Genomic DNA, 21349 nt, shown 5'->3' with positions numbered 1-21349 from the left:
TATAAAACAATGATAAATCAATATAAAAATGAACGTTAAATAAATAAAATTTATAATCGTTCGTGAATAAGGTTAAAACAGATGGGCATTTTACAACTTTGGAGGTTTTAGGATGAAGATTAGGGAGAATAGTGGTAAAATAAATAGGAATTTGAAAAAAGGAGCGATTTTATGACAGAAAATAATCAACTAACAGAGCGTCAACGTTCAATAGTGTTGGTAAAAAAAGAATTAACACAATTTTCACCAAAACAAATTGACACTGTATTAAGCTTATTACAAGAAGGCAATACCGTACCTTTTATTGCTCGATACCGTAAAGACCAAACCAATTCTTTAAATGAAGTGCACATTAGACAAATTGAAGAGCGACAACAATATTTAGAAAATTTAGTGAAGCGTAAAGATGAAGTTATTCGTAAAATTTTAGAACAAGATAAATTAACTGACCAATTAGAACAAGAGATTCAAAAAGCAACAACTTTAACACGCCTAGAAGATTTATATCGTCCTTATAAACAAAAACGTCGCACTAAAGCAACGATAGCTAAGGAAAAAGGCTTAGAACCTTTAGCAAATTGGCTACTAACTACACCTCACCATGCAGATATCATGGAAAAAGCAGCTGAATTTATAAATGAAGAAAAAGACGTCAAATCATTAGAAGATGCCTTAGATGGCGTACATGAAATTATTGCCGAAATGATTAGTGATAATGCAAATTACCGTACAAAACTAAGGAATTACACACGTCAATATGGCCGTATAGTATCAACAGTTAAGAATAGTAATGATGATCAAACGAATATTTATGAGATGTATTATGAGTATGAAGAGCCAGTTAAATCAATTGTTCCGCACCGTGTTTTAGCATTAAATCGTGCAGAAAAAGAGGAGATTATACGTGTAGGGATTGTAATTGATGTTAGTGGTGTATTAGAAACAATTAAAGCAGAAGTCATTAAAGAAAGAACGTCACCTGCTGCACCATATATTGAAAAAGCCATTGAAGATAGCTATAAACGCTTTATTGGTCCAGCTATTGAGCGTGAAATCCGTAATGAATTATCAGAAAAAGCCGAACAACAAGCTATTCATATATTTGGTGAGAACTTAAAAAATCTTTTATTACAAGCGCCAATGAAAGAACAAATTATTTTAGGCTTAGACCCAGCTTATCGTACCGGTTGTAAATTAGCTGTCATTGATGAAACAGGGAAAGTATTAGGAAAAACAGTTATCTACCCACATAAAGGTGGAAAACCACATCAACGTCAACAAGCAGCAGCGTTATTCCAAGAGTTTGTTAAAAAATATGGGGTAACAATGATTGCAATTGGGAATGGAACCGCAAGTCGAGAATCAGAACAATTTGTTGCCAAACAAATTAAAGAAATGAACGTACCGATTGTCTATACAATTGTTAGTGAAGCAGGAGCATCAGTCTATTCAGCTAGTGAGGTTGCTCGCTTAGAATTTCCTGACTATCAAGTAGAAGAACGTTCCGCAGTTAGTATCGCTCGTCGATTACAAGACCCTTTAGCTGAATTAGTAAAAATTGATCCAAAAGCAGTTGGAGTTGGACAATACCAACATGATGTCTCACAAAAAGAATTAGATCATCAATTAGATTTTGTTGTTGAAACGGCTGTAAACCAAGTTGGGGTAGATGTGAATACTGCTAGTGCCATCTTATTAGCTCATATTGCTGGTTTAACAAAGACAACCGCTAACAATATTGTGACTTATCGCGATGAGAATGGTAAATTTACCAAACGTCAAGAATTGAAAAAAGTTCCACGTTTAGGACCGAAAGCCTATGAACAAGCAATAGGATTTTTACGCATTCTAGATGGCGATAATATTTTAGATAGTACGGAAATTCATCCAGAATCTTACCAAGAAGCAAAAGCAATATTAGAGAAGGCTTCGGTTGGTTTAAGAGAAGTAGGTACTCAAAAAGCACAAGAGGCACTACAACAATTAGATAGAGCTTCAGTTGTAGAAGAGTTAGCTATTGGGAAGGAAACGTATGAATTATTATTACAAGGACTAACCAAACCAGGACGTGACCCTAGAGATGAAGTAGCGGGACCAATTTTACGAAATGATGTCTTAACAATGGATGATTTACAAGTCGGTATGGAATTAGAAGGAACTGTTCGCAATGTAGTTGATTTTGGAGCATTTGTTGATATTGGCGTAAAACAAGATGGTTTAGTCCATATTTCTCGCTTAACAAAATCTTTTGTCAAACACCCATCAGATATTGTTGCTGTTGGGGATATTGTCAAAGTGTGGGTAGTAGATATTGATACTGCAAAAAATCGTATTGCTTTAACAATGATTCAACCAGAAGAAAAATAATCAATAGAAAAAGCACACTAGTAATTCACAAAATGTGACTGCTAATGTGCTTTTTTGAAAACAGGATGCGGCTAAGAAGACTCGAACTTCCACGGGATTACTCCCACTACCCCCTCAAGATAGTGCGTCTGCCATTCCGCCATAGCCGCAAGTTCACCATTAGAATAGCATTCTTCATTGATTATTGTCAATTGCTAAATCTGAAATACTTATAAGAAAAAGAAAATAACATGACGAATGATGTCTTAAGTAATGATAAGCTTCTCAGAATGAATTGAGTATTACTAGTATAAAGGCTATAATAATAATACAGAATCTCATTAAAAAGAGAAGGAAGGAGGATGTATATGAATTTTGTAACACTACAGGTTGCCAGTGCCTATTCATTATTAAAAAGTACCATTGCGATTGATGAATATGTAAAGTTGGGAAAAAAGCTTGGGTATGATGCACTAGCGTTAAGTGACCAAGGGATGATGCATGGGGCTTTAGAATTTTATCAAACATGTCAACGCCATCAAATTAGACCCATTATCGGTTGTGAATTTGCGATACCGGGAGTCTTACATCAAGAATTTTTGCAACCAATTATGGTCTATGCTAAAAATAAAGCTGGATATCATAGTTTAATAAAATTATCTACTATTTATCAAGAAAAAGGTTGTCATGCGGAATTTATCGAAGAAATAAACCAGCAAAACAGTAACTTAAAAGTGTTACTAGCCTATAAAGATTCTGAATGGCTTCGCTATATTGACCAACCAGAATTATTAGTCCAGTATTTTGCAACAATAAGAGAGATGTTTCCTACCATTGAACTAGCATTAGGAATAGGCATTCAACAAGTAGATAGTAAAGCTTATCAAGTGGTTGCGCCAATTGCCAAACAACTGGCTATTACACCAATTGCCCATCAAGTTACTTTTTATTTGTATACAGAAGATGATTTTAGTTGGCGTGTATTAGAGGCTATTGATCAAGGACAACAATTGCAAAATTATGCCTCAGAAATAACTGGTCCATATTATTTACATGAAACACATGCCATGAAGCGAATGTTTGTGGAAAGAAAAGCTAAAGAATTAATCACGAACCATCTAGCCTTTATTGAGGATTTAGCAGTCGAGATTGATATGGATAAACATTTATTACCAAAATACCAAGTACCAAATGATGCTCCAAGTAATAGTTATTTAAAAGAAGTCTGTCAAAAAGGTTTACTACAGCGAGGAGTGGCGAATAATTCAGTATATCAAGAGCGCTTGAACTATGAATTAACCGTGATTGAGGATATGGGTTTTTCGGATTACTTTTTAATTGTTTGGGACATTATGGCTTATGCGCATAAAGCAGATATTCAAACAGGTCCGGGGCGTGGTTCAGCAGCCGGCTCATTAGTAGCTTATGCATTAGATATTACGCAGGTAGACCCAATAGAACATGGCTTGATTTTTGAACGATTCCTTAATCGTGAACGATTTACCATGCCGGATATTGATTTGGATTTTCCTGATAATAAACGTGAATTAGTTTTACAATATGTTTTAGAAAAATACGGGAAAGCCCATGTCGCACAGATTGCTACTTTTGGAACTCTAGCAGCTAAACAAGCCTTGCGTGATGTTGGTCGTGTGATGGGGTTATCAGTGACAGAAATGGCACAGTGGTCAAAAGCTGTACCAAATCAATTGAAAATAAAATTAACTACAGCTTATCAACAATCACGTGCTTTACGAGAAATTGTTGAGCGTTCACCTAGAAATCAATTAATCTATCAAACAGCATTGAAAATAGAAGGCCTGCCACGTCATATGTCAACGCATGCGGCTGGAGTAGTGATTAGTGATCGTCCATTAGTTGACCATATTCCATTAGTCTATCGTGAAGGGGAATTACCAATTACGCAATATACAATGAATGATGTTGAAAAAATTGGCTTATTAAAAATGGATTTCTTAGGCTTAAAAAATTTAACGATTCTTTATGATGCATTACAATTTGTAAAAAAAATAAATCATGAAGCGATTGATATTTACCAAATTAATCCTCAAGATGAAAAGACACTCAAATTATTTGGGGAGGCTTACACGAATGGCATTTTCCAATTTGAATCAGATGGGATTAAACAAGTCTTAAGACGCTTAAAACCGTCTAGTTTAGAAGATATAGCAGCAGTTAATGCCTTGTATAGACCAGGACCAATGGAGCAAATCGATACTTTTATCAAGCGTAAAAATCATAAAGAAACTATTCGCTATATTAATTCTGATTTAGCACCAATTTTAGAAAGCACTTATGGCATTATGGTATATCAAGAACAAGTCTTACAAGTTGCTTGTAAATTTGCTGGTTTCTCATTAGGGGAAGCGGATATTTTGCGCCGAGCAATCGGTAAGAAAAAATTAGCCGTTATTGAACAGGAAAAAGTACACTTTATTGAAGGGGCTAAAAACTTAGGTTATGAAGAACAAACAGCTATAGAAGTATATCGTTATATTGAACGCTTTGCAAATTATGGTTTTAATAAATCACATGCTTATGCTTATTCATTGTTAGCTTATCAATTAGCCTATTTAAAAGCGAATTATCCAAGCGCATTTTTTGCCGCCTTATTAAAATCGATGAATGCTAGTTCTAAAAAAGCTCAAGATTATTTAACAGAAGCCAAACGAGCGGGTGTTAGAGTCTTACCACCATCTATTCAAACTAGTGTGATGGACTTTACAGTAAGTGATACAGGGATTATAACCGGATTGGGGGCCATTAAAGGCTTAAGGAAAGATGTAATGATGTATATTATTCAAAATCGTGCCAATTATGGTGAATACCGCGGATTTATGGATTTCTGTTTTAGATTAGGGAAAAAATATTGTCGTGAAGAAGTGATTAGTGCTTTAGTGTATGTTGGCGCCTTAGATTCATTTGGCGAGACACGAGCTAGTTTGATTGCAACTATCCCAGGTGTAGTTGAAAGTGTGAACTTACATGGAGATAACCTTGTTTTAGATGTGAATGATGAACTGTTCCCTAAAATGGAAGTTAAGCCCGAAATTTCGTTATTAGAAAAGCTCGACAAAGAAATTGAATTCTTAGGTTACCCCATATCAGCTCATCCAACAGAAGAGTACCAAGAAGCTTATGATGCAGGAATAGTTCAAACAATTAATGATATTTTTGAAGCCAAAATAGTCAGTGTCTTAGGGGTGATTACATCAGTCAAAAGAATTCGTACTAAAAAAGGAGAACCAATGGCATTTGCAACACTTCAAGATGCGACAGGAACAATTGATTTAGTATTATTCCAAAGAGATTATCCCAAATACTATCAATTACTTGAGGAAAAAGCTCTTGTTCAGATTACTGGGAAAGTTTCAAAAAATAGAATGAATGATTGGCAAATTCAAATCCAAAAAGTACACCCTATTGAAATTATTGCCGAGATGTTGAAAGAAAGTAAAAAGAAATGTTATTTGAAAATTGATGAAAACCATTATAATCAACAAACAATGGATAAAATCAGTCGAATCGTTCAACAACACTCAGGATTCACACCTGTATTTATCTATCTTAATAGAGAAAAAAAAGTTGTAAAACCTAATTTTATCAGAGGTATTAAAATAAGTAATAATTCAACTTATGAATTGGAAAAAATAGTTGGTCAAGAAAATGTTAGAATTGTTGAATAAATACGTTTTCCGAAATCGTTTACAGAGTCAAAAGTGAAGACATTTTCAAAAAAAAGTGGTAATATTACAGTGGATATGGATGAAAGTCCGTTAGAAATAAATTTGAAGAGGTGAATTCTATGAAACGTATCGCAGTGTTAACAAGTGGTGGTGATGCACCAGGTATGAATGCGGCAATTCGCGCAATCGTTCGTAAAGGGATTTATGAAGGTTTTGAAGTTTATGGCATTAATTATGGATATGCTGGTCTAGTTGCAGGAGATATCCGTCGTTTATCAGCAGAAGATGTGGGGGATATTGTAGGTCGTGGAGGTACATGCTTATATTCAGCACGTTATCCAGAATTTGCAAACCGTGAAGGTCAAGAAAAAGGAATCGAACAATTGAAAAAATTCGGTATCGAAGGCTTAGTAGTAATCGGTGGAGATGGAAGTTATCAAGGAGCAGTAGCCTTAACAAAATTAGGGTTCCCAACTGTTGGTGTTCCAGGAACAATTGATAATGATATTCCAGGAACTGATTATACAATTGGATTTGATACAGCTATTAATACTGTATTAGAATCAATTGACCGTTTACGTGATACTGCCTCAAGTCACATGCGTACATTTATTGTTGAAGTTATGGGACGTAATGCAGGAGATATCGCTTTATGGACTGGTATTGGTACTGGTGCCGAACAAATCATTATCCCAGAACACGGATTCCATTTAGATGAAATCGGTGAAGCTATTAAAGAAGGTCGTAAAAATGGTAAAAAACATACGATTATCGTTTTAGCAGAAGGAGTAATGACAGGTGCTGAATTAAAAGAAGAATTATGTCAATTCGACCCAGAATCAGATACCCGTGTAACAGTTTTAGGTCACGTACAACGTGGTGGTGCTCCAACAGCTCGCGACCGTGTATTAGCAAGTAGATTCGGTGCAAAAGCAATTGACTTACTTAAAGAAGATATCGGTGGCGTATGTGTAGGTATTCGTAATGGCGAAATTATTTATAATGATATTGTTGATACATTGGAAAATGGAAAACATGTTCCAAACTTAGATTTATACACTTTAAATAAAGAAATTTCATTCTAATAAATAGAGTGAAAGCAATAGATAATTAAACTAAAAATAAAAGGGGATTTTACCGTAATGAAAAGAACAAAAATTGTTTGTACTATCGGACCAGCAAGTGAAAAAAAAGAGGTTTTATCACAATTAGTTGAAGAAGGTATGAACGTTGCTCGTTTAAACTTCTCTCATGGTGATTTTGAAGAACATGCAGCACGTATTAAAACAATTCGTGAAATTGCTGAAGAAACAGGTAAAGTAATTGCAGTGCTATTAGATACTAAAGGACCAGAAATTCGTACACATGATATGACAGATGGCAAGTTAGAATTCGAAACTGGTGATGTTGTTCGTGTAGCAATGAATGAAGTATTAGGAACAAAAGAAAGATTCTCAATTACATACCCACAATTAATTGAGGATGTAGAAGTTGGATCAAGCATCTTATTAGATGATGGCTTAATCGGCTTAGAAGTTACTGATATCGATTTAGAAAACCAAGATATCGTTACTGTTGTTAAAAACAGCGGTATCTTAAAAAACAAAAAAGGTGTTAACGTTCCAGGCGTAAGCACAAACTTACCAGGAATCACTGAAAAAGATAAAAATGATATTATCTTCGGTATTGAACAAGATGTTGATTATATTGCAGCAAGTTTTGTTCGTCGCCCTTCAGATGTACAAGAAATCAAAGAATTATTAGCTGCACATAATGCAGAACATATTCAAATTATTCCAAAAATCGAAAACCAAGAAGGTATCGACAATATTGATGAAATCTTAGCATTAGCTGATGGTTTAATGATTGCTCGTGGTGACATGGGTGTTGAAATTCCAGCTGAGGAAGTTCCAATTGTTCAAAAATCATTAATCGCTAAATGTAATGCTTTAGGTAAACCAGTTATTACTGCTACTCAAATGTTAGATTCTATGCAACGCAACCCACGTCCTACACGTGCAGAAGCTGGTGACGTAGCTAACGCTATCTTTGATGGAACAGACGCAGTAATGTTATCTGGTGAATCAGCAGCAGGGGATTACCCAGTAGAAGCTGTTAGAACAATGGCTAATATCTGTACTCGTACAGAACGCGAATTAAAACCAAACGAAAGATTCAAATTAGAAACATCAGACGCAAGTGATGTAGCTGAAGCAATCGCTCGTTCAGTAGCTCATACAGCTAAAAACTTAAATGTTAAAACAATTATTGCAGCAACTGAATCAGGACATACTGCAAAAATGATTGCTAAATTCCGTCCAAATGCTGATATTTTAACATTAACATTTAAACCTCGTTCAGCTCGTGGATTAGCATTAGTATCAGGTGTTCACCCAATCGTTGTTGAAAAATTACCTTCAACAGATGCTATTTTTGAATGCGCTCAAGAAGAAGCTTTAAAACATGGTTTTGGTAAAGAAGGCGATTTAACAATCGTAACTGCTGGTGTTCCAATTGGTAAAAAAGGTTCGACTAATATGATGAAAGTTCAGAGCTTATAATTATATTTTTAACTAGATTCAATGAGACTCAAAAACACTGTTAAAACAATGTTCTTGAGTCTTTTTGTTTACTTTCGAGTCTATATGATTATCATCGCTTTCCTAAATTGCACACACTATTTGAAAACCTCATTAAAAAGTCATAAAATAAAAATGAATACTTAAAGGGAAGAGTTGATAATATAGATTTGCTACTTGATAAGTTAATAAAACAATTTGGTGGAGAAAAAATAGAACGCACATAGTCCCTGCAAAGGAGGATTAAAAAATGTTCACTAATGATCTTTATGATAAAAAAATTAAAATTATAGATATTGATGACAAGGTTCATGTAGGAACTGTAGCATACATAACGCCCAAAGGAGATGATGATGAAGTAAACAGAGATAGTATAACAATAAAAATAAACGGAAATTATGTGTGTATTTATGATTTTGAAATAAAAAAGATAGAGGTTTTACAATAAGTACACCAACAGGCCTATTGGGGTACTTTTTTCTGCACAAAATTAGAAATAAGAAAAATAATGAACGCACTACAATAATTAATTTTAGAAATCGTAAAAGTTAGATATACACATAAGAAAGAATTTTACAAAATGTATAATTTAAAAGTGGATGATGGGAAGAATGTAAAATAATTACCAAGAAATCACCTGTGCTTTTGCTTTGTGTGTAGTTTTTAATTAGAAGAATTTGACAAATTTGATGGTAAATGACATTTTTCAAAACTTGTCAAAAAACATGTCATAATATTGTATATTAACAACATAATGATGTTAGAATAAGCTTAGAAACTTAGGGATAAGTTTGTTGCCTATAGGATAGTATGTTATACTTTATGTTCAAAGGAAGCAATGTTCTATTAGAAAATAGATTAATTATTACAACAAAATAGCTTAAAAAAGCATAAACACTAAGAATATAACTTAAAAGATGGAAAAATTTTTACATTTTTAGTCTTATAAACCGTACAATTAGTTTAATTTTATAATAAATATGATAAAATGGAAGAGTATATATGTTTATAGAAATGAAAGGAGGATTTTATGAAGAGTGATTTAGCAACAGTTATTCAAGCAATGGTCACTGATGAGAATGAAAAAGCCTTTTTTGTTCAAAAAAATGGTCAGACATATCAATTGCCAAAAGCTGAAAACACATCAGAACTTACGATAGGATCCGTAGTAAAAGGATTTGTATATGAAAATAGTTCAAAAAGAAAGATGATGACTCTTGATATTCCTCAGGTGAATCAAGATCATTACGGGTGGGTGAGGGTTACCGAAGTACGAAAAGATTTAGGTGTTTTTGTAGATATCGGATTGCCGGATAAGGATATTGTGGTTTCTTTAGACGAGTTACCAACAATTACTTCTTTATGGCCTAAAAAAGGCAACCAATTGTACACAACATTAATTATGGATAAAAAGGACCGTATGTGGGCTACTTTAGCCGAAGATTCACGTATAAAAGCTTTATCACATCGTGCAACGGAATATGAATTAAATAAAGATAAAAAAGCAACAGTATTCCGCTTAAAATTAGCTGGTACACAATTAATTACAGAAGATGGGTTTATTTGTTTCTTACATCCATCAGAACGTTTTTATGAACCAACATTAGGAGAACAATTATCAGTTCGTGTTATCGGTGTCAAACCCGATGGAACATTAAACGTTTCAGCTCGCCCTCGAGCGCATGAAGCTATTTCTGATGATGCGCAGATGATTTTAATGATGCTTAAAAATTCACCAACGCATATTATGCCATATGGTGATAAATCTAGTCCTGAAGCTATTAAGGAAGCGTTTGGAATTAGTAAAGGCCAATTTAAACGTGCATTAGGCTCATTATTAAAAGCTAGACAAATTGAACAAATTGATGGCTGCATTTCAATGACAGAAACCGCTTTAGCACAAGCAGCTGAGGAAGAACGTACCGCTCAAGAAAGAGCACAACAAGAATTAATTGATTCTCAAGAAGTAACTGAATCAGAATAAAGTACGATGAGGGTGGTTAAGGTGAGTAATTTAACAATTGAAGATATTAGAAGTAACTTGCAAAAGGCAGGATACAAATTAACACCTCAAAGAGAAGCAACCGTCAGTATATTATTAGATAGAGATGATGAACATTTAAGTGCTGAAGAAATCTATATTCTCGTAAAGCAAAAAGCACCAGAAATTGGTTTAGCAACAGTTTATCGAACATTAGAGATTTTAACAGATTTACATTTGACGCATAAGGTTGTTTTTGAAGATGGTTTATCACGATATGATTTGCAAAAGAATCGAGGCCATCACTTCCATCATCATTTAGAATGCGTAGAATGTGGCAAGATTGAAGAGATTGAAGAAGATTTATTAGATGAAGTTGAACAAGAAATCGAGCAAAGATTTGGTTTTCTTGTTCAAGATCATCAATTGACTTTCCAAGGAATTTGTAAAAAATGCCAACAAAATCGTAAGGAATGAGGATGATGACAAAGCAATTATTAGAAGAATTTGGTTATTCCTTATTAGTGGAAGGTTTAAGTAAAAATACTGTCCAAAGTTATGAGAGAGACCTAGCAAAATATTTTGATTTTTTAAAGAGTCAAGGTATTACTGATGTTTCAACAACATCATCAGAGACCGTTATTTTATATTTGCAACAGTTAAAAAATGATGATTATGCTAGTTCATCGGTTAGTCGGATGATTAGTTGTTTAAGACATTTTTATCAGTATTTATTGGATGAAAACCAGATTACTATTAATCCAATGCTTAGTGTAAAATTACCTAAAAAGAAAAAAATATTACCAAAAGCATTATCAATAGAAGAAATTGACACCTTACTTGATTCAAAGTCGCCAACAGATGCGCCATCATTACGAAACAAAACTATGTTAGAAGTAATGTATGCGACGGGTTTGCGGGTAACGGAATTAGTAGAATTACGATTATCGGATATTCATTTAGAAATAGGTTTTATTCAAACAATAGGTAAAGGGAATAAACAACGCATGATTCCAATTGGTGATGAAGCTAGTTATTGGTTAGATATGTATTTAACTTATGCTAGACCATTATTAGAAAAGGAAACCATTGAAGATACACATGTCTTTTTAAACCAAAGAGGAACAAAATTTACTAGACAAGGTGTTTGGAAAATTTTAAAGAAAATGGTAAAAGAAGCAGGCATTACAGAAAATGTTTCACCACATACGTTGCGGCATTCATTTGCAACGCATATTTTAGAAAAAGGGGCAGATTTAAGAGTGGTTCAAGAATTATTAGGACATTCTAATATTACAACAACTGAAATCTATACCCACATTACTGGTGAACGTAAAAAAGAAATTTATAACCAAACTCATCCAAGAGCTAAAAAATAAATTTAGGGGGACACAGAAATGAAATTTAATAGAATACATGTAGTAGTAATGGACTCAGTAGGAATCGGAGAAGCGCCAGATGCAGCAAAATTTAATGATGCTGGATCACACACTTTAGGACATATTTCAGAACGCGTAGGCTTAGATGTACCAAACATGCAAGCATATGGTTTAGGAAATATTGCACCTTTAAAAACAGTAACGCCTGTTGAAGAAGCTAAAGGATACTATACTAAACTAGAAGAAGTATCAGTTGGTAAAGATACAATGACAGGACACTGGGAATTAATGGGATTAAATATTCAAACACCATTCCGCGTATTCCCAGAAGGATTCCCTAAAGAATTATTAGATAAAATTAGTGAATTCTCAGGACGTAATATCGTATGTAACTTACCATATAGTGGTACAAAAGTTATTGATGATTATGGTAAACACCAAATGGAAACAGGAGATTTAATCGTTTATACTTCAGCTGACCCTGTATTACAAATTGCGGCTCACGAAGATATTATTCCATTAGAAGAATTATACCGTATTTGTGAATATACTCGTGAAATCACTAAAGATGATCCATATATGATTGGTCGTATTATTGCACGTCCGTACGTAGGGGAACCAGGAGCATTCGTTCGTACATCAAACCGTCATGACTATGCACTAGATCCGTTTGGTAAAACTACTTTAGATTTCCTAAAAGAAGATGGAAAAGATGTTATCGCTATTGGTAAAATCAATGATATCTTCAATGGACAAGGAATCACTTCATTTGTTAGAACTGCTAATAATATGGATGGCGTAGACAAATTTGTTGAAGTATTAAAACAAGACTTCACAGGAATGAGCTTCACAAACTTAGTAGACTTTGATGCATTATTTGGTCACCGTCGTAATGTTGAAGGTTACCGTGATGCATTACAAGAATTTGATGCACGTATTCCAGAAATCGTTGAAAACATGAAAGAAGACGATTTATTAATTATCACAGCTGACCATGGAAATGATCCAACATTCCCAGGAACAGACCACACACGTGAATATATTCCTGTATTAGCAATTAGCCCTAAATTTGAAGGAAATGGCCAATTTACACAAGGACACTTCTCAGATATCGGTGCAATGATTTGCGAAAACTTCGGCGTTCAATCAACTGGAAACGGCGTAAGCTTCTTAGATGAATTAAAATAATAAATAATATTTTCAGGAGGAATACAATGACAACTCAATACGATCAATTATTAGAAGTAAAAGAATTTTTATTTGAAAAAGGAATGACAAAACCAGAAATGGGTCTTATCTTAGGCTCAGGTTTAGGCGAATTAGCAACTGAAATTGAAGATGCTATTTCAATCGATTATAAAGATATTCCTCATTTCCCAGTATCAACAGTAGTAGGACATGCAGGGCGCTTAGTATATGGTAAATTATCTGGTAAAATGGTCTTAGTAATGGATGGTCGTTTCCACTTTTATGAAGGTTATGCAATGGAAACAGTAACATTCCCAGCACGTTTAATGAAAGTTTTAGGAATCCACACAATGTTAGTAACTAATTCAGCTGGTGGATCAAACAAATCGTTCAAACCTGGTGACTTAATGATGATTACTGATCACTTAAACTTAACTGGAACAAATCCATTAATCGGTAAAAATGATGATCGCTTTGGACCTCGTTTCCCTGATATGTCAGATACATACGACAAAAAAGGTCAAGAAGTTATTCGTGCAGCAGCTAAAGAATTAAATATTGACCTAAAAGAAGGTGTATATGGTGGATTCTCTGGACCAACTTACGAAACACCAGCCGAAGTACGCATGGCACAAGTTTTAGGAGCAGATGCAGTAGGTATGTCAACAGTACCAGAAGCTATTATCGCTAACCACGCTGGTTTACATATCTTAGGAATTTCATGTATTACAAATATGGCAGCTGGCTTACAAGAAAGTTTAAACCATGAAGAAGTAGTTGCGACTACTACTCGTGTTAAAGAAAGCTTTAAAGGTTTAGTAAAATTAGTTATCGAAAACTATGATGTTACTAAAATGTAATTGAACACAAAAATTCACTAATCTACAATTAATAGCAAGTATAAAAATGATAAAGAAAGGGACTTACGATGGAGGAATTAACAATAAAGATTAATGAATTTGAGGGGCCCCTTGATTTATTATTACACTTAATTAAAGAATATAAAATGGACATTTATGATATTCAAATGGTTGAATTAACAAATCAATATCTAACTTATATCCATTCAATGAAAGAGATGGAATTAGAAATTGCCGGCGATTATTTAGTAATGGCCGCAACTTTATTAGAGATTAAAGCACGAACACTTTTACCAAAGCCAACTACTGAGATTGAGATTGGGGAAGACTTATATGAAGAAGATCCAAGACAAGAATTAGTGGAGCGCTTAATTGAGTATAAAAAAGTACAAGCTACGGTAAAAACCTTAGAAGAATTATCACAAAAAAGAAGTTTACATTATTCAAAACAAGCAACGGATTTGACTTCTTTTCAGGATATGGTTCCGCTAAAAGAAGGCGAACTAACGACACAAGATTTGTGGAATGCGCTAAAAAAAATGGCACAAAGAACACTTGCCAAACAACCATTGCAAGCCAATTTGTATCATGAAGTTCATACTATTGAAGATGTGATGGATAATATTTTAACAAAAGTAACACTATCTAAAAAAGAAAAAGTACCTTTTGTAGAATGTTTTCCAGAATTTAATCGTCATGCGATTGTAACTACATTTTTAGCGATGTTACAATTAGTTAGAGATCGTTCAATAATGATTGTGCAAAGAGTTCCATATGAAGATATTTACATAGTCAAACGTAATGAGAAGGATGAGTATAAGAAATGATAAGAAGTATTGCAACCGTACAAGCATTGTTATTTGTGGCGGGAGATGAAGGCTTAAGTTTAGAACAGATTAGTTCATTATTAGAAATTGCAAGGCCAGCTGCAAGCCAAATGATTGAGGAGTTAACTGAAAAGTTAGCAGATGATGACATGTCAGGATTAGAAATCATTAAAACAGCTAATGCCTATAAAATAGTGACAAAAGAAGAATTTGAAAAAGTTATTAAACAATATGCGGTATCACCTTATGCAGCTCAAATATCAAATGCAGCCATGGAAACTCTAGCGATTATCGCTTATAAGCAACCAGTTACTAGATTGGATATCGAACAAATTCGTGGTGTACAGTGTAGTGGTGCGCTTCAAAAATTACTTTTACGTGATTTAATTGAAGAAGCGGGCCGTTTAGAAAGTCCAGGACGACCTAAGTTATATAGAACAACTAAGTATTTTATGGATTACTTTGGTCTTGATAATCTAGCAGAACTACCAGATGCTCAAGAGTTATTTGCATTAGGAGAAGAAGAAGCCGAACAATTATTCAGCGATAATGAAGAGCTGTTCGAAAAGTGGCAAAAAAATTAGTTAAAATATACTAAAAAATGAATTTTTGGATAAATAGTTGCTAGAAAGAGCAAGTAAAGTGTAAAATCTAAGGAGGTTGTTAAATGGAAAGACTACAAAAAGTTATGGCACATATGGGGGTAGCCTCAAGAAGAAAATGTGAGGAGATTATTACATCTGGTCGCGTTAAAGTGAATGGCAAATGTGTGAAGGAATTAGGTATTAAAGTAAGCCAAAGTGATAGAATAGAAGTAGATGGTGTTCCGGTTTATCGCGAAGAACCTGTATATTATTTATTTTATAAACCAAAAGGCGTATTATCAGCTGCATCGGATGACCGTGATCGTCGAGTTGTTACTGATTATTTTGATGATATAAAAGAAAGAGTATATCCAGTTGGTCGTTTAGATTACGATACAACAGGGCTATTGATTATGACGAATGATGGCGAGTTTTCACAATTAATGACTCATCCAAAACATGCAATTGATAAGACCTATGTTGCTAAAGTCAAAGGTATACCAACACCACGTCATATGCGTCAATTAGAACGAGGTATTATGATTGATGGACGTAAAACTTCACCAGCAGTTGCAAAAATTATTTCATTTGATCAAGCTAAAGGAACAGGTATTGTTTCTTTAACCATTCATGAAGGATGGAATCATCAAGTAAAAAAAATGTTTGAAGCGGTAGGATTACCTGTTCAAAAACTAAAAAGAGAACGTTTTGGCTTTCTAACATTAGACAAATTACAACCAGGAGATGCTCGTATCTTAAAAGGACACGAAATTCAAAAACTAATGAAAATGGCACAAAATACTAGTAAATAATTAATGGAGGACATGCACATGAGTTTAGGAAAAGTCTTATTAGTAGATGATGAAGAGCGTATTCGTCGTTTATTAAAGTTATATTTAGAAAAAGAAGGATATGAAGTTGATGAAGCAGAAGCAGGAGATATCGCTTTAGAAATGGCGTTATCTGGTGACTATGATTTAGCATTATTAGATGTTATGTTACCTGGGATTGATGGTATTGAAGTTGCACGAATGATTCGTGACTCAGATAAAAAAGATTTACCAATTATTATGATTACTGCTAAAGGTGAAGAACAAGACCGTGTTAATGGTTTCTTAACTGGTGCGGATGATTATGTGGTAAAACCATTTAGCCCACGTGAAGTTATGTTACGTATTTCTTCATTGATGAGTCGTGTTAAGAAAAGTACTGAAACAGAATATAGTGCTGACAGTGTTGATTATGGCGTACTAAAGATGTTCCCTAAATCACGTTTATTATTAGCTAATGAAGTTCCAGTCAGCTTAACACCAAAAGAATTTGAATTATTGTATTATTTAATTAAATCACCTGAAAAAGTATTTAGCCGTGAAGAGTTATTAGAAGCTGTTTGGGGTTATGATTATTATGGTGATTTACGTACAATTGATACTCACGTGAAACGTTTACGTGAAAAATTGGCTGTTGAATCTGAAATTGCTGCTCGTATGATCGTTACTGTTTGGGGGAAAGGATATCGCTTCTCTCCACACGAGATGAGTCGTAAAGTATGAAGAAATTCGATGAAATAGTTTTTCGGATATGGATTGTTAATTTAATTATCTTTATCTGTTCGGTGTTATTGGTATATACTTTATTTTATCAATCAACACTAAAGGGGTGGTATTTAGTAGTTCCGGTTATTGTGATGATTATCGTTTACTATGGCTCGTTTTATATTGTTTTGCATCAATGGTTAACGAAACCAATTACCGAATTAACCAATATTGCCTATCGTTTTTCACAGAATGATTTCGAGAATAATTATGATTTTGATTCTGTTGATGAATTTTCCCAATTGGGTTTAGCAATGAATAAATTAGGAAAGTCATTACTAATTACTCGTATTGCCAATCATGACAAGCAAGAAGTTCTTGGACACATTTTAGAATCATTGCAAACAGCGGTTATTCTATTTTCTACTGAGTATTCTATCCCAATTTCTAATACAGCAGGGGATGTGTTATTAGAGCGTTGGCAAATAAGTTCATCTGGTGAATCTATTCATGGCTTGCCAATGGATCTTGATGAAAAGTTAAAAAAAGTTTTTGAGACACAAGAAACATTGCAATACTCTATTTCAGTTAATGAGCATCCCTATGTGATTAGTATGTTACCAATGTATCATGAAAATCAAGTAACGGTACGTGGGGTATTAATGATTGCGCATGATGTGACGGAACAAGAAAATCTTGATAAAATGAGATCCATCTTTATTAGTAATGTGTCACATGATTTGCGTACCCCATTAACGATGATTAAAGGGTATAGTGAAGCGATTATGGATGATTTAGCAGAGACTCGAGAAGAAAAAAATGAGATGGCTGCGATTATTAATGATGAAGTGTCTGAGATGATGAGAATTGTTAATTCATTAATTGAATTGTCGAAAGTTCAAGGTGGAATGCTAGAATTAAATCGTAGTGAAATTACTCCAGAAGATTTTGTAGAACATGTCGTAAAAAGATTTAGACGTTTAATCGAGGATGAAGGAATACAGTTAACGATTGATATTGATCCGAAAGTTAAAATGTTAAATATTGATGAAGATAAAATGCATCAAGTTGTCTTTAATTTATTAGATAATGCCATTCGCTATGTTTTAGTCAATGGAAAAGAGACAAAAGAAATTACTATTTCGGTTTATGATGATATTTTAATCAATAAAACAGTTATTAAAATTACAGATAATGCAAAAGGAATTGTTAAGGAAGATTTACCATTTGTCTTTGAACGGTTTTATAAAGCAGATAAGGTACGTGGTCGCGAAAAGAAAATTGGCTTAGGAATTGGCTTATCGATTGTTAAGAGTGTTGTTGAACAACATGATGGACAAGTCGCTGTTGAATCTGTTGAAGGAGAAGGCACAAGCTTTATTATTAAATTACCAAAAGCAATTATCTAGTAAAAAACTTCGTTATTACATCTAGTAATAGCGAAGTTTTTTTATTACACTAAAATTAGTTAAAAGGTTGGTTAGAGCGTTTGATAGCTCCCGTTGGACAATGGACATAAGCCTGCTTAAATTCATCCGTTAATGGACTAGGAATAGCTGCTTGTCCAAGGTTTTGGTCTAATGTAATAAAAGCTAGTCCTTCTTCATTATAATCGAATAAAGCAGGACTTTTTAATTGGCATAAACCACATGCAATGCATTCCTCTTGGTTAACGCAAGCATATAAATGATTTTCAGGGAAGGGTGATTGTTTCATGGAAGATATCTCCTTAATTAAATATAGTATTTATCAAATTGTTGGTAAATTAGGTAGTTGTAAAAAGAATGCGGTCTATCATATTATTTGTGGTAGACGAACAAGTTATATGTTATATCATACATTTTCAAATGAACTAATGAATTATTTTGGTCTTTTTCCAAGATGTCAGATGGAAGAATTTAATGCTATTATAGCACAAATGATTGAAAATAATCAGTTGAAGGGTTATTTAGAAGGAGAAATAACTTGTGGAGAACAAATTCCTACTTGTTTATCTCAAGACTTAATGGAAGAATTAACCATCAATGAAATGGGATTAATCCATCAGAAATTATATCCTGTTTGGTGTGAGAGTTTTCGTTTATTAGTACAAGTGATAGGGAATAGTAGCTTTAAAATTTATCAATATGCGCCCTTAAATGATAATATTATTATTCAACAAGCATTAAAAAATTGGGTTAAGGAATATCAATATAATATTTTTGATCAGGAATATTTAAATAATTGGATTGATGAATTAGAAAGTCTTCTTAATGAGCATTCGGTAGTATTTAATAACCTTTTTTTATCGATGTTGGATACCAAAGAGGAGGTTAGTCAAACATCAGAACAAAGAATTAGTCAATTTTTAGAGCTTGATTTAGTAGAAATGAAAGCAATGGAAAAAAGAATCTGGCTACAAGTTTTCTCAGATATTTATGATAATCAAGAAAAATATCCAATTCTGTATAGTTGGCATCAAAATCAAATGAAGTATTTTGGTTTAGTATCAAGAAGTTGTCGACAAACGGAAATATTATACTATCAAGGGCGCTCAATTGAAGACATGGTTAGAATACGTAACTTGAAGCAAACAACGATACAGGACCATTTAATGGAGATTGCAGTACTTTCTAATAAAGAAGTGATGTCCTCATTATTACCACCACATGACCAAAAGGAATTATGGCAGGCATTAAGTGATACGCCAACTCTTCCTTATAAACAATTCTATCAAGAGCTAACTGGAGAAGAAGTTAGTTTTTTATCGTATCGTTTATTGCAGATTTATCAATTAAAATTACAAAAGAAGGTGACAAGAGATGATTGATTGGAATTTTTTGAAGGAGTCTTTTGGCTTTACTTCTTTACGAGTAGGACAAGAAGAGATTTTGGAAACTTTATTAAAAGGGAAAGATGCATTGGGCATTTTACCAACAGGAACAGGAAAATCTTTTATTTATCAATATTATGGTTTATTTACTAAACAAAAGGTAGTGGTTGTATCGCCATTGATTGCTTTAATGCATGATCAAGTGCATGAATTACAATTATTAGGGGAGAAAAAAGCTATTGCATTAACTTCGATGCTAAGTAGCCGTGAAAAAAATTGGATTATCCATCATTTACAATATTATCAATTTATCTTTCTTTCACCAGAAATGTTACAAGATCAACAAGTTATGATGAATTTAAAACAACAAAAAATTGGTCTATTAGTCATTGATGAGGCGCATTGTATTTTGCAGTGGGGGTATGATTTTAGGCCGGAATACTTAATGTTAGGGAAGATTAAACAGGAATTACAACACCCTTTAACGCTAGCTTTAACGGCTACAGCGACCCAGCAAATGGTACAAGAGATTAAAGATAGTTTAGGGTTAGATGAAGATGTATATCTTTTTAGTAATAATAGTATTCGTGAAAATAATCGAATTGAAGTTATCCCAGTTGATAAAACAGATAAAAACCAAGTGATAGTAGAAATTTTGCAAAAAGTATCCTTACCAGTCGTAATTTATGCTTTATCCATCAAGGCTTTAGAAGAATTAAAGTTTCAATTACAACAAATTTTTCCACAATTAAAAATGGATACCTATCATTCCAAACGGAGTAAAGAAGATCGCCAAAGTATTCAAAAGCAATTTATTAAGAATCAATTAGATATCTTATTAGCAACGAGTGCTTTTGGGATGGGGATTAATAAAAAAGATATCCATACCATTATTCATTACCATGTTCCGGCAAATTTAGAAGATTATGTCCAGCAAATTGGTCGTGCGGGACGTAATGGTGAAAATGCGGATGTGATTTTATTGTATGATGAACGAGATATTAATCTGATGAAACATCGCTTAATAGAAGAAACGAACCCTGATTTATTAGTGAATATCTTGGAAAAAGATTGTAGCTTAGAGTATTTTCCTGAAAATCAACAAACTTTATTACAATTAGCAAAACATTATCACTATCGTACGGAAGAAGCACGAGCTTTTTTTGAGAAAGTTTTTTATGATAAATTAAATCGATTGCAAGTAATGCAACAATATTGTCAAGCAAATACTTGTCATCGTTATGCTATTGAACAATATTTTACAAATAAAATTAAGAAAGAACCAGAAAATTGTCAACAATGCGCTAATTGTTTACAAAAATCAATTTTCGACAGAAAGAGTGAAATACCTCAAAGTTTATTACCGCAGAATGATACAACTAAAAACCAGGATTGGCAAGAAAAATTTCATCGTTTGTTTAAAAAAATGTAATTTATTTAGTCTTTTAATTAGAATTGTGCTACAATGATATTACTGAAAACTTTATACTACTACCATTTATAGATAGAAACAGTTATAATAGATAAGAAAAAGTAGTTAGATTTGTAGGA

The 21349-nt window shown here is 33.5% G+C and carries 17 protein-coding genes, 1 tRNA gene and 1 pseudogene; 17 read left to right on the top strand and 2 right to left on the bottom strand.

The window, feature by feature from the left end; translation table 11 throughout:
- Positions 1-171 precede the first annotated feature (171 nt).
- Positions 172-2367, top strand: a complete 2196-nt coding sequence (locus BMX09_RS01410; protein ID WP_089745898.1) for a Tex family protein — start codon at positions 172-174, stop codon at positions 2365-2367.
- A 66-nt stretch (positions 2368-2433) separates the two neighbouring features.
- On the opposite strand, the gene BMX09_RS01405 is transcribed toward BMX09_RS01410, so the two are convergent.
- Positions 2434-2516: transfer RNA gene (locus tag BMX09_RS01405), tRNA-Leu, on the bottom strand.
- Positions 2517-2714: 198 nt separating this feature from the next.
- On the opposite strand from BMX09_RS01405, the gene dnaE reads away from it, so the two are divergent.
- The 14 genes and pseudogenes from dnaE (at position 2715) to BMX09_RS01335 (ending at position 18395) form a co-directional block, all read left to right on the top strand.
- The gene (gene dnaE / locus BMX09_RS01400) at positions 2715-6053 is read left to right on the top strand and encodes a DNA polymerase III subunit alpha (RefSeq protein ID WP_177159483.1); all 3339 of its coding nucleotides are present in this window, start codon (positions 2715-2717) and stop codon (positions 6051-6053) included.
- A 119-nt stretch (positions 6054-6172) separates the two neighbouring features.
- Positions 6173-7138 (top strand): 6-phosphofructokinase, encoded by a 966-nt coding sequence (gene pfkA, locus BMX09_RS01395; RefSeq protein WP_089745894.1) that lies wholly within the window; start codon positions 6173-6175, stop codon positions 7136-7138.
- A gap of 57 nt (positions 7139-7195) precedes the next feature.
- Positions 7196-8611, top strand: a pseudogene (pyk, locus tag BMX09_RS01390) (pyruvate kinase); the annotation flags it as partial.
- A gap of 271 nt (positions 8612-8882) precedes the next feature.
- Entirely contained in the window at positions 8883-9080 is a 198-nt protein-coding gene (locus BMX09_RS01385; RefSeq protein WP_089745890.1) for a hypothetical protein, read from the top strand.
- Positions 9081-9662: 582 nt separating this feature from the next.
- Complete coding sequence (locus tag BMX09_RS01380; protein ID WP_089745889.1) at positions 9663-10616, top strand: CvfB family protein; 954 nt, start codon at positions 9663-9665, stop codon at positions 10614-10616.
- A 6-nt stretch (positions 10617-10622) separates the two neighbouring features.
- Positions 10623-11090 (top strand): ferric iron uptake transcriptional regulator, encoded by a 468-nt coding sequence (fur, locus tag BMX09_RS01375; protein WP_089745887.1) that lies wholly within the window; start codon positions 10623-10625, stop codon positions 11088-11090.
- Between the two features lie 5 nt (positions 11091-11095).
- Complete coding sequence (gene xerD / locus BMX09_RS01370; protein WP_089745885.1) at positions 11096-11992, top strand: site-specific tyrosine recombinase XerD; 897 nt, start codon at positions 11096-11098, stop codon at positions 11990-11992.
- A gap of 18 nt (positions 11993-12010) precedes the next feature.
- Positions 12011-13180, top strand: coding sequence for a phosphopentomutase (deoB, locus tag BMX09_RS01365; protein ID WP_089745883.1), 1170 nt, complete (start codon positions 12011-12013; stop codon positions 13178-13180).
- Positions 13181-13206: 26 nt separating this feature from the next.
- On the top strand, positions 13207-14040 hold the full coding sequence (locus tag BMX09_RS01360; RefSeq protein ID WP_089745882.1) for a purine-nucleoside phosphorylase: 834 nt from the start codon (positions 13207-13209) through the stop codon (positions 14038-14040).
- Between the two features lie 68 nt (positions 14041-14108).
- A complete protein-coding gene (locus BMX09_RS01355; RefSeq protein ID WP_089745880.1) occupies positions 14109-14867 on the top strand; it encodes a segregation/condensation protein A in 759 nt (252 codons plus the stop codon).
- On the top strand, positions 14864-15451 hold the full coding sequence (scpB, locus tag BMX09_RS01350) for an SMC-Scp complex subunit ScpB (protein WP_089745878.1): 588 nt from the start codon (positions 14864-14866) through the stop codon (positions 15449-15451). Before BMX09_RS01355 ends, scpB begins: the two co-directional genes overlap by 4 nt.
- 83 nt (positions 15452-15534) lie before the next feature.
- Entirely contained in the window at positions 15535-16263 is a 729-nt protein-coding gene (locus BMX09_RS01345; RefSeq protein WP_089745876.1) for a pseudouridine synthase, read from the top strand.
- An 18-nt stretch (positions 16264-16281) separates the two neighbouring features.
- Positions 16282-17004: a response regulator transcription factor gene (locus BMX09_RS01340; RefSeq protein ID WP_245711101.1), complete on the top strand. Its 723-nt coding sequence runs from the start codon at positions 16282-16284 to the stop codon at positions 17002-17004.
- A complete protein-coding gene (locus BMX09_RS01335; protein ID WP_089745872.1) occupies positions 17001-18395 on the top strand; it encodes a HAMP domain-containing sensor histidine kinase in 1395 nt (464 codons plus the stop codon). The genes BMX09_RS01340 and BMX09_RS01335 overlap by 4 nt, the downstream gene beginning before the upstream one ends.
- A 55-nt stretch (positions 18396-18450) precedes the next feature.
- Here BMX09_RS01335 and BMX09_RS01330 read toward each other — a convergent pair whose 3' ends face one another.
- Positions 18451-18702, bottom strand: coding sequence for a ferredoxin (locus BMX09_RS01330; protein ID WP_089745870.1), 252 nt, complete (start codon positions 18700-18702; stop codon positions 18451-18453).
- Between BMX09_RS01330 and BMX09_RS01325 the strand changes: the two genes are divergently transcribed.
- Positions 18701-19795, top strand: a complete 1095-nt coding sequence (locus BMX09_RS01325) for a helix-turn-helix domain-containing protein (RefSeq protein ID WP_089745869.1) — start codon at positions 18701-18703, stop codon at positions 19793-19795. The two genes, BMX09_RS01330 and BMX09_RS01325, sit on opposite strands and share 2 nt — an antisense overlap.
- Positions 19788-21230 (top strand): RecQ family ATP-dependent DNA helicase, encoded by a 1443-nt coding sequence (locus BMX09_RS01320; RefSeq protein WP_089745866.1) that lies wholly within the window; start codon positions 19788-19790, stop codon positions 21228-21230. Before BMX09_RS01325 ends, BMX09_RS01320 begins: the two co-directional genes overlap by 8 nt.
- The last annotated feature ends 119 nt before the right edge of the window (positions 21231-21349 follow it).

This window comes from Granulicatella balaenopterae, from assembly GCF_900111135.1.
In the GTDB taxonomy this organism is placed as follows: domain Bacteria; phylum Bacillota; class Bacilli; order Lactobacillales; family Aerococcaceae; genus Granulicatella; species Granulicatella balaenopterae.
This window is presented reverse-complemented; position numbering and strand designations above follow the sequence as displayed.